This is a genomic window from Hymenobacter gelipurpurascens, assembly GCF_900187375.1.
In the GTDB taxonomy this organism is placed as follows: Bacteria; Bacteroidota; Bacteroidia; order Cytophagales; family Hymenobacteraceae; genus Hymenobacter; species Hymenobacter gelipurpurascens.
Genome location: NZ_FYEW01000001.1, coordinates 1,311,425 through 1,324,688, shown reverse-complemented (window position 1 = coordinate 1,324,688; position 13,264 = coordinate 1,311,425). Strand labels below are relative to the sequence as shown.

The window sequence follows — 13,264 nt, the reverse complement described above, 5'->3', positions numbered from 1 at the left end:
TGTTCCATAATATTTTGTTAATCCTATGCTGTATTGACGTGCTAACAATGCTATAATGACGAGTATTTGCGCATACAGGCACTAATAGTAGAAACACCTAGAAATTCGTTCGAAAAATGAGTGAGTACTCACCTTTCGGTGATGTGGCTGGCAAACGAAAAGTATGAGCAAACAAAAAGCCCAACCCCGCGAGGTTGGGCTTTCCAAATCTAGAAGCAGGAGTGGCCTAAAGCTCCGAAAAATCGAAGGAGGTTTCCAGGAACTTGGTGGTGAAGTCACCGGCCTTGAATTTCTCGTTGTCCATGAGCTTCAGGTGGAAGGGAATGGTGGTCTTCACGCCTTCTACCACAAACTCCGAAAGGGCACGCTTCATCTTCACGATGCACTCCTCGCGGGTTTGCGCTACCGTGATGAGCTTGGCAATCATCGAGTCGTAGTTCGAAGGAATCTGGTAGCCAGCATACACGTGCGTATCAACGCGCACGCCGTGGCCGCCCGGAATGTGCAGCACCGTGATTTTGCCGGGCGAAGGACGGAAGTCCTTCGTGGGGTCCTCGGCGTTGATGCGGCACTCCATGGCGTGCATTCGGGGGAAGTAGTTGTCGCCCGAAATCGGGATGCCAGCCGCTACCTTGATCTGTTCCTTGATGAGGTCGTAGTTGATGATTTCCTCCGTCACGGGGTGCTCCACCTGAATACGGGTGTTCATCTCCATGAAATAGAAATCCCGGTTCTTATCCACCAGGAACTCAATGGTACCTACGCCTTCGTAGTTGATAGCCGAGGCACCAGCAATAGCTGCCGCGCCCATTTTTTCGCGCAGCTCTTCCGTCATGAAAGGCGAAGGGGCTTCTTCCACCAGCTTTTGGTGGCGACGCTGGATAGAGCAGTCGCGCTCCGAAAGGTGGCACACGCGGCCGTACTGATCGCCGCACACCTGAATCTCGATGTGGCGCGGTTCCTCTACGAACTTCTCCAAGTACACGCCGTCATTGCCGAAAGCGGCTTTGGCTTCGGTGCGGGCGTCGTTCCAGGCTTTCTCAAACTCGTCTTCGGAGTTGATGATGCGCATACCGCGGCCACCGCCGCCAGCCGTAGCCTTCAGGATAACCGGATACTTGATTTTAGCGGCTACCTTTTTGCCTTGCTCCACCGAGTCGAGCAGGCCTACGGAGCCGGGAATGCACGGTACGCCGGCCGCAATCATCGTGGCTTTGGCCGAAGCCTTGTCGCCCATCTGATTAATCATCTCGGGCGTAGCCCCGATGAACTTGATGCCGTTTTCCTGACAAACACGCGAGAACTCTGCGTTTTCCGAGAGGAAGCCGTAGCCAGGGTGGATGGCATCGGCGTTGGTGATTTCGGCCGCTGCAATTAGCGTCGGGATGCTCAGGTAGCTCTGGGCCGAGGGAGGCGGGCCAATGCAAACTGCCTCATCCGCAAAGCGGACGTGCAGGCTTTCCTTATCGGCGGTAGAATAAACGGCCACCGTTTTGATGCCCATTTCCTTGCAGGTACGAATAATGCGCAATGCAATTTCGCCCCGGTTAGCAATCAGTATTTTCTTGAACACAGCTCGTGGGGTAGAAGTGAGAAATGAGAGCTTGGAAGTCAGACCGGGCTTCTAGGCCACTTCTTGTCTGAGCTCCAAGCTCTCATTTCTAGGTTCTCAAATTACATCGGCTCAATGAGGAACAGCGGCTGGTCGTACTCCACCGGCGAGGCGTTTTCAACCATGGCCTTCACAATGCGGCCCGATTGCTCAGCCTCAATCTCATTAAACAGCTTCATGGCTTCGATGATGCAAATCACCTGACCCTTTTCTACTAGGTCACCAACCTGCACGAACGCGGGGCTGTCTGGGCCGCTGCTGCGGTAGAAGGTGCCAATCATCGGCGACTTCAGCGGAACTTGGTTGCCGTTGCTGGCTGCTTCAGCAGCCGGTGCGGGTGCAGCCGCTGTTGGAGCCGATGGGGCCGGTGCGGCTGCAGGAGTAGCGGCCGGAGCCGCTGCCGCTGGAGCCGACATGCTTACCACGGGCTTGTAGCTGGGGTCGCGCTGAACCGAGATCTTAAACTCTTCAGTCTCGATGTTTACTTTGTTCAGACCTGACTTGGCAATGAAGTCGATCAGTTCCTGTAGTTCTTTGGCTTTCATGGCGGCGGGAGAGGGCTTGCTGGACTGCTTATTTGACTCTTTCGACATAGGAGTAGTCGCTGGTCTTGATGCGGATTTTGGTATCGGTATCAATAAACAGGGGCACCTGTATGCGGGCTCCGGTTTCTACAATGGCGGGCTTCAGCGTGTTGGTAGCGGTGTCGCCTTTCAGGCCGGGCTCGGTGTAGGTCACTACCAGCTCTACCGTGGTGGGCAACTCGGCGGTAAGCGGCTGCTCGGTTTCGGCGTGGAACAGGATGGTTGCTACCTGGCCTTCCTTCATCAGGTCGGCGAAGGGCACCATGGCTTCAGGCAGAACTACCTGCTCAAACGTTTCATTGTCCATGAACGTGTAGCCGTACTCGTCTTTGAACAGGTACTGATGGGGGCGCTGCTCTACGCGGGCGGTTTCTACTTTCACGCCGGCATTGAACGTGTTATCAAGCACACGGCCAGTTTTAATGTTGCGGAGTTTAGTACGTACAAAAGCCGGACCTTTGCCGGGCTTTACGTGCTGAAATTCGGTGATGACGTGCAACTCGCCGTTGTAGTTCAAAACGAGCCCGTTGCGAAAATCTGCGGTCGTGGCCATGGTGGGAGAAAGAGTTAAGAGAGGAAAACTAAGCGAAAGGAGCTGGAAACTGGTGTCCTAGGCCTATATCTTCAACATTCAGTAAATGAGTAAACAGGGTGGAAACGCAACGTGCCGACCCGAAAATATGGCGGGGCGGCACGTCGGGAGTGCAAGTATAGAGGTTTTCTGGTTTCGCGCCGCCGTATTTAGGCAGCGGAAGGGCCGGGCTTAGGGTCGTAGGCCCATTTGAGGTAAAGTGCACCCCACGTGAAACCACCGCCAAACGCAGCAATAATCAGGTTGTCGCCTTTGCGGAGCTGCTGCTCATAATCGGCCAGGCACAGCGGAATAGTACCGTTGGTGGTATTGCCATACCGATGAATATTGAGCATTACCTTCTCTGGGCCGATACCTACGCGGTGCGCCGTTGCGTCAATAATCCGCTTGTTAGCCTGGTGCGGCACCAGCCAATCGATGGTATCGGCGGTAAGGCCGTTGCGCTCAGAAACCTGGGCAGCTACATCGGCCATATTCTTCACGGCAAACTTGAATACCGCCGCGCCTTCCTGGTGCACGTAATGCTCGCGCTGTGCCACAGTTTCAGCAGAGGGCGGACGGCGTGAGCCACCGGCTTTCTGGTGCAGGTATTGCTCGCCGTGGCCATCGGAGTGCAACTCCTGATCCAATAGGCCTAGGCCATCGGTATTGGGTTCCAGGAGCACGGCGCCGGCACCATCACCAAAAATGATGCAGGTGGAGCGGTCCGTGTAATCAATGATGCTCGACATCTTGTCGGCGCCTACTACCACTACCTTTTTGTAGGTGCCGGTAGCAATGAACTGGGAGCCGGTAGCCAAGGCATACATGAAGCCCGAGCAGGCAGCCTGCATATCAAAGCTGAACGCTTTGGTCGCGCCAATAGCCGCCGAAATGATGTTGGCCGTAGCCGGAAATACTAGGTCGGGTGTGGTGGTGGCGCAGATGAGCAGGTCGATATCGGCGGCAGCTAGGCCAGTCTTAGCCAGAAGCTGCTCTACGGCCTTGATGCCCATGACCGAGGTGCCCTGGTTTTCGCCCTTTAGAATGTGTCGCTCCTTAATTCCCGTTCGGCTCATGATCCACTCGTCGGTCGTATCGACCATCGTTTCGAGTTCCTGGTTCGTGAGCACGTAGTCGGGCACATAGGCGCCCACTCCGGTTATGGCAGCGGTAATCTTCATTATAAAAGAGACGGAAAACGCGGCAAAGAAAAGTCCGGCTCTCGGCCGGACTTTGTCGCTAAGACTTGAAGGTGCTTTTTATCTGGTCGGAGATGCCAGAGCTGGCCATTTGGTAGCCTTGTTGCAGCATATTGCTGATAGCAATGGGTGTGCTTACTCCGTGCCCGATAATCGCGTTATCGTTGATGCCTAGGATGGGAGAACCACCCACGGCTTCATAGTTGAATTTGTCGAAGAATGGGTCCTGATGCATTTGCTTCTCGACCAGAATCTCATAAATAGATTCGGCCATTTTCAGCAGGACATTGCCCGTATAACCATCACAGACAATTACATCAGCTTTGTCATTGAACAGGTCGCGTCCTTCAATATTACCAATGAAGCGAATATGGGGATTCACTTTCAGTAGTTGATGAGCTGCCTGCGTAGTGGCAGTGCCTTTACCTTCTTCCTCACCCAGGTTCATGAGGCCTACTTTCGGCTTCGCGATACCTAAAACATACTGGGCGTACAAAGAGCCAAGCTCTCCAAACTGCTCTAGCATTTCGGGCTTACATTCAGCATTGACTCCTACATCCAGCATAATGCCTAGGCCACCATGCTGCTTCGGAACGAAGCTCGCAATGGCGGGGCGAATTACGCCGGGCACTGACTTTACACTGAACATTGCCCCTACGAGCATAGCACCGGTGTTGCCGGCCGAGCAAAAGGCTTCTACTTCGCCAGCGTGTAGCATGCGGTAACCCACGGCAATGCTGGAGTCCTGCTTTTGCTGGTAGGCTTTGGCCGGATGCTCACCCATTTCGATAATCTGCGAAGCAGGTACCAGAATGAGATTTTCGGCATCGGAGCCATATTGCTGAAGCAGAGGGCGTACAGCGTCTTCCTGGCCGATGAGCACTATCTGTGCCTTGCCGGCCAGCGCTTTCGCAGCCAGCACTGCACCATCGACGGCTGCCTGAGGGGCAAAATCGCCCCCCATTGCGTCCAGGGCTATCTTCATGAACGAGGTATCAAAGAGGTCCGGGAGAGATGCCCTAGGCCACCCTGGCTCTCCGGCCACCGGCAGCGTGGGCTGCAGCGGCCGGAGAGCTCACTAAAGGCTACCTAAAGGCAGAAAAGCGGCGGATGCTACTATTCTTCGTCGCTGTCGGTAGCAGCAGGAGCCGCTACAGGAGCATAATTCTTGATAGCTACTTTACCGTGCAGGTACAAGTCGCCGTCTACTACGTACGCTTTATGACGCAGGTGCGTTTCGCCGGTGTTCGTGCAGATGCTGATAGCTTTTGGGTGCAGCTTATCGTGGGTACGACGTTTGTCGCGGCGGGTTTTGGAGGTTCGGCGCTTAGGATGAGCCATGAGTCAGGAAATGTTGAATGTTGAAGTGTATCTATTGAAAGGGTTCAAGCGACCCAGCACGCTTACTAGTTGAGGTTGCGCAGCGCGTTCCAGCGCGGATCGGTGTCGTCGCTGTCATCGTCATCATCGCCTTCCTGGCGAGTGGTGAAGATGAGCTTGGCGTCGGCATCGGGGTTATCATCGGGCTCATCCTGGAAGCGCGGGTGCAGCTTTTTCATGGGCAGCGCCAGACCGATGTAGTCGAACAGGTGCTGAGCCAGAGGCAGCGTCTGGGTGTCGGGCGTGATTTGCAGCACATTGTCGTCCAGTTCCAGGTTCTGGTCGCCGAAGCGCACCAGCAGCTGCTCGTGCGCGTCTACCTGCTGGTCGTACTCATCCAGGCTCCGGTCGCAGATCTGGCGTACGGTGCCGTGCAGGTCAAAGTCCAGGGTCAGCAAACGGTCTGTTTTGATCAGGGTAACATCCGCATGAATGTTGCCATCGGGGATGAGCTCCTGATCAAACTGCTCAAAAAAGGCGCGGTCGAGCTCAAACGCAAAATGGTGCGTTTTATCGGCCAGACGGGCGATGTTGAGGTCGTATTGAGTGTCCTTTTTCACAGGGGTATTTATAGCAGGGGGCAAAAGTAGAAAGATTTCCCCGTTTTTTAAAAGTAGATACGGTCTGGGCCAGTCGGCTACGCGTTTTTCAGAATGAAGTCGGGCGGTATGCCTAACCGTTCGTACAAGCGTTTCGCCAGGTCCAGAGTCACGCGGCGTTTGCCGCTCAGGATCTGGGAGAGGCGCCCGGCCGGCACCTCCAGTAGCTGGGCCAGTTCTTTTTGCTTGAGGCGCATCTGTTGGCGCTTCAGCTCAATCATTTCAGCCAGCGAGGTAGGCAGGTTAGGAATAGGTAGTAGGCCTAGCTTGTCCTCGTACGTGTCAAGGGCCGCAATCAGCTCCCGCAATTCCGTTTCTAGCGCGGCATTGCCCTCTACTCCGGCAGCTACCAAGGCGTCAAGACGGCGCAGGGCAGTTCGGTAATCGGTAGGGGTTTGAAGCAGCATACCAGCAGATAAACAGGAGAGAGCAGCGCATGGCTACGGTTTTGGAGCTGCAAATCTACAGTCTAGTTCTGAAAGCACAAACAAAATTTCGTTTTTGGAAATAAAATTCTGCTTTTGATGGGCCAATAAGGAGTTGGTTTTCGCCCAAAATGCAACGGCCACCATCCTGATAATGAGATGGTGGCCGTTAGCCAGCTCAGAATACAGCGGGGTTACTCGTAACGGCCCCCGCGCGGCGCTGGTCCCGGAATCAGGGGTTTGATTTCTGCTAAGGCCTTGCGCTGGCGCACCAAGTCGCAGGCCATGTATAAGGCTTCCCGGAAGGAGGTAGGATCGGCTTTAAACTGGCCCGCTAAGCCGTAAGCGGTGCCATGGTCGGGTGAGGTGCGGATGACGGGAAGGCCCGCCGTGAAGTTGACGCCGCGCTCAAACGCAATAGTTTTAAACGGGATCAGGCCCTGGTCGTGATACAAGGAAAGCGTGGCATCGAACTGGCGGAACTGGCCGGTGCCGAAGTAGCCATCGGCGGGGAAAGGCCCGTAGGCCAGGTGGCCTTCCTCCTGAAACTGCTTGAGAACGGGCGTTACGGTTTCTATTTCCTCGGTGCCTAACAGGCCGTTTTCGCCGGCGTGGGGGTTGAGCCCCAGCACAGCAACGCGCGGTTTTTCAATGCCGAAATCCTGCTTCAGGGAGTTGATGAGAATACGCAGCTTGGTTGTCAGAAGCTCCTTGGTGAGGCGGCTGGGCACGTCTTTGAGCGGAATATGGCCCGTGACGGTAGCTACCCGCAACTCATCGGTGGCGAGCAGCATGAGGCTTTCGGGCGCTTCAAAGAAGGTGGTCAGAAACTCCGTGTGGCCAGGGTAGCGGAAATCGTCGGCCTGCGTGTTTTCCTTGCTGATGGGTGCTGTCACGAGGGCGTCGAGCAGGCCGGCTTTCAGGTCGCGGGCGGCGGCTAGCAGACTCTGGCGCGCTGCTGCGCCGCTGGCCGCGCTGGGCTGACCGGGAGTAAGGTGATAGTCCTCGTCCCAGCACGTGACGGCGTTGTGCTTACCGGGCGCAATATCGGCGGCCTCGCGCACCTGGCGGAAGGTGAGGGGCTCCGCCTGCGGATCAACGGGAAAGTCGTCGAAAAGGACGGTGGCGGTGCCGTACACAACCGGCGTGCAGAACTTAAGCAGCCGCTGATCTAAAAAGGTCTTATAGATAATTTCCGGGCCAATACCGGCTAAGTCGCCGACGGATATGCCTATGCGTGGAAGCATTCTGGTAAGTGCTGTTGAATGAAAAGGAGCAACTGGCAGGGGAGTGGCCTAGCGTAACGCAGGAACTGAGTACCCGGTGCGGCGCTAGGCCACTCCCCTGCGGGAAGGATGCTATACCGTAGCTTTCCGCTTCAGGAAGTCGTAGGTGAGGCGTACGGCAGAGCCGGTGCCCCCTTTGCCCCGGTACGAATCGGGAGCGGTGAGGAAGGCAGGGCCAGCAATATCAAAGTGCACCCATGGGCAACCCTCGATGAAGCGCTCCAGGAACTTACCGGCCGAAATAGCGCCGGCTTCGGCTTTGCCCATGTTGGAAAGGTCGGCTACGCTGCTCTTGATGTGGTCATCGTATTCGTCCCACATCGGAAACTCCACCAGGCGCTCATGCGTGCGGTTGCCGGACTGCTTCAGCTCCAGCATGGTTTGCTCTTCGGCGGTGCCCATGTACACGATACCCTCAGTGCCGATGGCGCGAACGGCGGAGCCAGTAAGGGTAGCATAATCCAGCACCAGCTCGGGGTTATATTTCTTGGCAAACGCCAGTGCATCGGCCAGAATCAGGCGGCCTTCGGCATCGGTGTTCATTACCTCCACCGTCAGGCCGCTGTACATAGTAATTACATCGCTGGGGGCCAGGGCGGGGCCGCCGGGGCGGTTATCGGTAGCGGGCACCAGGCCTATTACGTGCAGCTTAACCTTGTTTTTGGCCAGTGCCGTGAGCACGCCGGTAACTACAGCCGCGCCGGCCATGTCGCACTTCATCAGGTCCATGCTGTTGGGCGTGGGCTTCAGGCTGAGTCCGCCGGTGTCAAATACTACGCCTTTGCCTACCAGCACATAAGGCTTTTCATTGGTGGCGCCTTCGGGCTTGTACTCCATAATGGTGAAGGTGGGCGGCTCGGGACTACCCTGGTTCACGGCTAGTAGGCCACCCATACGAAGGGCCTCAATGCGCACAAAGTCCAGAATTTCCGTCTGGAAGCCAGCATCATCTCCGGCGGCTTGCATGCGGTTGGCCAGCTGGGTTGCGTTGAGGTGGCTGTAGGGCATGTTCACCAGGTCGCGGGCCAGGTACACGCCTTGCAGCACACCATCCAGCTCCTGTACTTTTTCGGTGCTCAGCTGAGGGCCTACCAGCGTAATGAGCTGCAAATCGGGAGTCTTCTTCGACTTCTCGTCGGTTTTATAGCCCTCAAACTGATAAGCGCTAAGAGCAATGCCTTCTGCCAGCGCCAGTGCGCCATCCGGAGTCAAGTCGTTGATGAACAGCTCCGGAATCTTGTCGGTTTTCAGCAGGGCGTGCAGTTTGTTACCGGCTTTGCGAAGCGCCTCGGCCGTCAGATCTGCCGTTTTCTTCGCTTCTGCTACCACATAGTAGTGGTGGTGCGTGTATTGGTTGATGCTGATGAGTTTTTCATCGGCGGCCAGCTGGCTGGCCACGTACGCCCGAACGGGCTCCGGCAGATCGGCGGCGGCATTGATGGGGAGCTCCGTAGTGCCGGCCGGCAGAATAAATACGGTGTCTGCAAAAGAAGGAAAATCGGCAGCGTAGGCGAGAGATAAGGGCATAGGGCGGGGAGGTAAAGCCAGCTGCTGCCTCTACTCCGAGCTCGAGGCGCGGAGAAACGGCAGCCACCGGCGTATCTTTGGGCGTGAAGGTAGCCCTTTTGTAGAACCGAATACAGCGAACGGATAAGTTCGCCATTCGTTCCGACCGCAGTGGCAGAAGCTGGAGCCTTTTGTTCCAGCGACTGGCCTACGGTGGAGCTTCTACAGCGCAATCTGGTGGCCTACCTACTCTTCTTGCACTTACTTCCAGTAGTATGGATTCCGTTAAAGCCAAAAAACACCTCGGGCAGCACTTTCTGGCCGATCCGAACATTGCCCGCAACATTGTGGAAGCCCTGCGCCTGCCCGATGGCGTGACGGAGGTTCTGGAAATAGGGCCGGGCATGGGCGTGCTCACGGGCACGCTGCTGCAGCACAAGGAATACCGCACCTCCGTGGTAGAAATCGACCGGGATTCAGTGGCGTACCTACACAAGCATTTTCCTGCGCTGGAAGACCGAATTTACTCCCAGGACTTTCTGAAAATGGACTTGGGGAAGCTGTACAATAATCAGCCCATTGCCATCATCGGAAACTTTCCTTACAACATCAGCAGCCAGATCTACTTCCAGGTGCTGGCCCACCGCCATCAGGTGCGCGAGTGCGTGGGCATGATTCAGAAGGAAGTAGCCGACCGCCTCGCCGAAGGACCAGGCAGTAAGACCTACGGCATTCTGAGCGTGCTGCTGCAGGCGTTTTATACCATCGAGTACCTGTTCACGGTGCCGCCGCACGTGTTCAACCCGCCGCCCAAAGTGCAGTCGGCCGTTATTCGCCTGACCCGCAACACTACTCAGCAGCTGGACTGTGACGAGAAGCTTTTCTTCAAGGTGGTGAAACAAGCCTTCCAGACCCGCCGCAAAACTCTACGCAACGCTCTGAAGCCCTTCGGGATGCCTGCTGAAACTACTACGGACCCTATTTTCGATAAGCGCGCCGAACAACTAAGCGTGGCTGACTTTGTGGGGCTGACAAAGCATGTGGAGCAGCATCAAGTGGCGTAGCCTAGTCATGCGTCAGACCTTGCTATTAGGCTGTTCTGTCGTACTGCTAGTAAGCTGTAACCCGGACGAGGGTTCTTGGGAGCCAATACCAAGGCTAAAAGGCTATCAGTCAAGAACAGATTATGAAGGCTTCACCAGTGTCGGCTACCAAAACCACTGGTTTACTTCCACCAAGGCAATGGATATTGGCCATGTAGACTCATATGCCGCAGTGGGGAGCTACTTGATTTTTTGCGATTCTGAGTTCAACAAGTGTTTTTTACTTAATAAGACTGCCACCAACTTTGCAGCCGCTCAAGCATCATCGCAGGGCCCACTGACGCGGCAGCAGTGCCAAGTAAAACTTTATCAAGCAGTGGGTGATTCAAGCTTGGTCCTAACTTCCCTTCCCTGATTCTACCATGTCACTCTGCCTCGTCATCGACGAAATGCACCCGAGCCTGCCCGATTTGATGGAGAAAATCGGGGTGCAGCTTCACTACCGTCCCGATCTGAAAGCCACGGAGGTAGCCGCTGCGCTGGCCGCACACCCGTATGATGGCCTAATGGTGCGCTCCAAGCTGCGGGTGACGGCCGAGCTACTGGCCTACGGACCGCAGCTACGCTACGTGTGCCGGGCCGGAGCTGGGGTTGACAATATTGACGAAGAAGCACTGACTGCCGCCGGTGTAACGCTGCTGAACGCGCCCGAGGGCAACCGTGACGCAGTGGGAGAGTATGCAGTAGGCCTGTTGCTGGCACTGTTTCGCAACATCGTGCGGGCCGATAACGAGGTACGTGCAGGCCTGTGGCGCCGTGAAGCTAACCGGGGCGAGGAAATAGGCGGGAAGACTATTGGCCTGCTGGGCTATGGCCACATGGGCAAGGCATTCGCCCGCCGGCTGCAGGCTTTCGACTGCACCGTACTGGCCTACGACCACGACCCGAACTGCGAAGCCAACCACCATGCCACGCTGGTGAGCCTGCCGGAGCTGCAGGCGCGGGCCGAGGTGCTGAGCCTACATATTCCTTATTCATCCGCCAATCATCACTTCGTAAACGACGCATTTCTGCAGGGTTTTCAGAGCCCGCTGTGGCTGCTCAACACGGCCCGCGGTGAAGTGCTCGACCATGCCGCCTTGGTGCAAGTCTTGCGCGAAGGGCAGATTAAAGGGGCCGCGCTGGATGTGCTGGAAAACGAGAAGCTAGCCACCCTGAGCCCTGAGCAGCAAGCACGTTTCGAGTATCTGACGGCCGCGCCCAACGTCATTATGTCGCCGCATATTGGCGGCTGGAGCTTTCAGTCGTACCAGCGGATAAATGAGGTGCTGGCCCGAAAGCTGAAGGTCTTTTTAGGGGTGTAAGCTGTGGCCTAGCATTTGTTTTTGGTCTTCCATCGAACGTCATGCTGAGCTTGTCGAAGCATGACGGTCATTGGGGCCGCCGTTCTTGGTACCTATAAAACCTAATGGAACATACCAACAGCGTTCTTACTGGGCAGCGCGGTCTTGCCAGTCAGGTAAACATCTACTTTCCGGGCGGCTTCTCGGCCTTCGGAAATAGCCCATACCACCAACGACTGCCCACGGCGCATGTCGCCAGCCACAAACACGTTGGGCACAGTGGTTTGGTAGGAATGTTCGGAAGCCCGGACGTTGCCACGCTCATCCAGGGCCACCCCCAGTTGCTCCAGTAAGCCCGCATATTGGGGCGAGGTGAAGCCTACAGCCAGCAGCACCAGCTGGCACGGAATTTCACGCTCCGATTCTTCTAGTTCCTCAAACCGAATGCGGCGGCCTAGTACGTCGGTTTCCCAGGTTACGTCGGTTACCAGTAGGGCACGCACCTGGCCTAGCTCGTCGCTGAGGAAGGCTTTGGTGTGGATGCCCCAATAGCGGTGGCAGCCTTCTTCGTGAGAGGTGCTGGTGCGGAAGATGGCCGGTTCCTGGGGCCAGGGCGTATGGGCGGGCCGCTCGGGGCTGGGCTGGTGCATCAGGGCAAACTGCTTGACGGAGCGCGCCTGCTGGCGGTTGGCCGTGCCTACGCAGTCGGAGCCCGTGTCGCCACTCCCAATCACCACCACGTCTAGGCCAGTCGCCAGCACTTCCTCGTCGGAGAGCGGCAGGTTGCTTACGCGGCGGTTATGCTGCGTGAGGTAGGGCATGGCGAAGTGTATGCCCTGCAGTTTCCGGCCCGGAATAGGCAAGTCGCGCGGTACGGTGGCGCCGCCGCAAAGCACTACTGCATCAAACGTGCGCGTCAGCTCATCCGCCAGTATGTTTTTGCCGACTTCCGTGTTGCAGCGAAACACCACGCCATCTTCTTCCAGCAGCTGAATGCGCCGGTCAATTACCCACTTTTCCAGCTTAAAATCGGGTACGCCGTAGCGCAGGAGGCCACCCGGCAGGTCGTCGCGCTCAAATACGGTAACCGTATGGCCGGCTTTCGTTAGCTGTGCCGCCGCTGCCAGGCCGGCCGGCCCTGAGCCCACTACGGCCACCGTTTTGCCCGACTTGAGCACCGGCGCCGTGGGCTGCACGTAGCCTTTGGAGAAGGCAATTTCAATAATGTGCTTCTCGATTTCCTCAATGGCCACCGGCGCCCGGTTAATGCTCAGCACGCACGCCGACTCACAGGGCGCCGGACAAATGCGGCCCGTAAATTCGGGGAAGTTGTTGGTCGAAGACAGAATCTGGTAGGCCTCTTCCCAGTCCTGCTTAAACACGGCGTCATTAAACTCCGGGATGATATTGCCCAGTGGGCATCCCGAGTGGCAGAACGGAATGCCGCAGTCCATACATCGGGCGGCCTGCTTGGTAAGCTGGTCTTCGGAATACAGGCCTACGAACTCGCGGTTGTGTGCCACGCGCTCCTGCGGCGCTGCCTTGGGAGGCATCTCGCGGTCAAACTCTTTGAATCCTGTGATATGTCCCATGTGTAATTGTCTCTTCTAGTGGGGGGCATGCTGAGCTTGACGAAGCATCTCTTCCGCTTCGTTGCAGTTTACTAGCCCAGGGTTTAAACCCTGGGCTATGAAGCAAGCGGTTGCTCTTTTA

At 56.4% G+C, this 13,264-nt stretch carries 13 protein-coding genes; 2 read left to right on the top strand and 11 right to left on the bottom strand.

The window, feature by feature from the left end:
- Positions 1-226: 226 nt before the first annotated feature.
- From accC to CFT68_RS05590, 10 genes are all read right to left on the bottom strand, one after another.
- Positions 227-1,573: an acetyl-CoA carboxylase biotin carboxylase subunit gene (gene accC, locus CFT68_RS05635; RefSeq protein WP_088842421.1), complete on the bottom strand. Its 1,347-nt coding sequence runs from the start codon at positions 1,571-1,573 to the stop codon at positions 227-229.
- A gap of 101 nt (positions 1,574-1,674) precedes the next feature.
- Positions 1,675-2,157, bottom strand: coding sequence for an acetyl-CoA carboxylase biotin carboxyl carrier protein (accB, locus tag CFT68_RS05630; protein ID WP_088843686.1), 483 nt, complete (start codon positions 2,155-2,157; stop codon positions 1,675-1,677).
- A gap of 28 nt (positions 2,158-2,185) precedes the next feature.
- A complete protein-coding gene (gene efp / locus CFT68_RS05625; RefSeq protein WP_088842420.1) occupies positions 2,186-2,749 on the bottom strand; it encodes an elongation factor P in 564 nt (187 codons plus the stop codon).
- A 188-nt stretch (positions 2,750-2,937) separates the two neighbouring features.
- Complete coding sequence (locus CFT68_RS05620) at positions 2,938-3,951, bottom strand: beta-ketoacyl-ACP synthase III (protein ID WP_088842419.1); 1,014 nt, start codon at positions 3,949-3,951, stop codon at positions 2,938-2,940.
- A gap of 58 nt (positions 3,952-4,009) precedes the next feature.
- Positions 4,010-4,954, bottom strand: a complete 945-nt coding sequence (plsX, locus tag CFT68_RS05615; protein ID WP_088842418.1) for a phosphate acyltransferase PlsX — start codon at positions 4,952-4,954, stop codon at positions 4,010-4,012.
- Positions 4,955-5,085: 131 nt separating this feature from the next.
- Positions 5,086-5,310, bottom strand: coding sequence for a 50S ribosomal protein L32 (gene rpmF / locus CFT68_RS05610; protein WP_088842417.1), 225 nt, complete (start codon positions 5,308-5,310; stop codon positions 5,086-5,088).
- A gap of 65 nt (positions 5,311-5,375) precedes the next feature.
- Positions 5,376-5,909, bottom strand: coding sequence for a YceD family protein (locus tag CFT68_RS05605; RefSeq protein ID WP_088842416.1), 534 nt, complete (start codon positions 5,907-5,909; stop codon positions 5,376-5,378).
- 77 nt (positions 5,910-5,986) lie between these two features.
- Positions 5,987-6,355: a helix-turn-helix domain-containing protein gene (locus tag CFT68_RS05600; RefSeq protein WP_088842415.1), complete on the bottom strand. Its 369-nt coding sequence runs from the start codon at positions 6,353-6,355 to the stop codon at positions 5,987-5,989.
- 212 nt (positions 6,356-6,567) lie between these two features.
- Positions 6,568-7,620, bottom strand: a complete 1,053-nt coding sequence (gene pdxA / locus CFT68_RS05595) for a 4-hydroxythreonine-4-phosphate dehydrogenase PdxA (RefSeq protein ID WP_088842414.1) — start codon at positions 7,618-7,620, stop codon at positions 6,568-6,570.
- A 111-nt stretch (positions 7,621-7,731) separates the two neighbouring features.
- A complete protein-coding gene (locus CFT68_RS05590) occupies positions 7,732-9,186 on the bottom strand; it encodes a leucyl aminopeptidase family protein (RefSeq protein WP_088842413.1) in 1,455 nt (484 codons plus the stop codon).
- Between the two features lie 254 nt (positions 9,187-9,440).
- Between CFT68_RS05590 and rsmA the strand changes: the two genes are divergently transcribed.
- Both rsmA and CFT68_RS05580 read left to right on the top strand, forming a co-directional pair.
- The gene (gene rsmA, locus CFT68_RS05585; protein ID WP_088842412.1) at positions 9,441-10,229 is read left to right on the top strand and encodes a 16S rRNA (adenine(1518)-N(6)/adenine(1519)-N(6))-dimethyltransferase RsmA; all 789 of its coding nucleotides are present in this window, start codon (positions 9,441-9,443) and stop codon (positions 10,227-10,229) included.
- A 401-nt stretch (positions 10,230-10,630) separates the two neighbouring features.
- On the top strand, positions 10,631-11,572 hold the full coding sequence (locus CFT68_RS05580; RefSeq protein WP_088842411.1) for an NAD(P)-dependent oxidoreductase: 942 nt from the start codon (positions 10,631-10,633) through the stop codon (positions 11,570-11,572).
- A 101-nt stretch (positions 11,573-11,673) separates the two neighbouring features.
- Here CFT68_RS05580 and CFT68_RS05575 read toward each other — a convergent pair whose 3' ends face one another.
- Positions 11,674-13,143, bottom strand: coding sequence for a glutamate synthase subunit beta (locus CFT68_RS05575; RefSeq protein WP_088842410.1), 1,470 nt, complete (start codon positions 13,141-13,143; stop codon positions 11,674-11,676).
- Positions 13,144-13,264 lie beyond the last annotated feature (121 nt).

Coding starts and splice junctions, on each gene's coding strand:
- CFT68_RS05600 (WP_088842415.1), bottom strand. CDS start 6,355: ATGCTGCTTCAAACCCCTACCGATTACCGAACTGCCCTGCGCCGTCTT.
- efp (WP_088842420.1), bottom strand. CDS start 2,749: ATGGCCACGACCGCAGATTTTCGCAACGGGCTCGTTTTGAACTACAAC.
- plsX (WP_088842418.1), bottom strand. CDS start 4,954: ATGAAGATAGCCCTGGACGCAATGGGGGGCGATTTTGCCCCTCAGGCA.
- rpmF (WP_088842417.1), bottom strand. CDS start 5,310: ATGGCTCATCCTAAGCGCCGAACCTCCAAAACCCGCCGCGACAAACGT.
- rsmA (WP_088842412.1), top strand. CDS start 9,441: ATGGATTCCGTTAAAGCCAAAAAACACCTCGGGCAGCACTTTCTGGCC.
- CFT68_RS05575 (WP_088842410.1), bottom strand. CDS start 13,143: ATGGGACATATCACAGGATTCAAAGAGTTTGACCGCGAGATGCCTCCC.
- CFT68_RS05590 (WP_088842413.1), bottom strand. CDS start 9,186: ATGCCCTTATCTCTCGCCTACGCTGCCGATTTTCCTTCTTTTGCAGAC.
- accB (WP_088843686.1), bottom strand. CDS start 2,157: ATGAAAGCCAAAGAACTACAGGAACTGATCGACTTCATTGCCAAGTCA.
- CFT68_RS05620 (WP_088842419.1), bottom strand. CDS start 3,951: ATGAAGATTACCGCTGCCATAACCGGAGTGGGCGCCTATGTGCCCGAC.
- CFT68_RS05580 (WP_088842411.1), top strand. CDS start 10,631: ATGTCACTCTGCCTCGTCATCGACGAAATGCACCCGAGCCTGCCCGAT.
- pdxA (WP_088842414.1), bottom strand. CDS start 7,620: ATGCTTCCACGCATAGGCATATCCGTCGGCGACTTAGCCGGTATTGGC.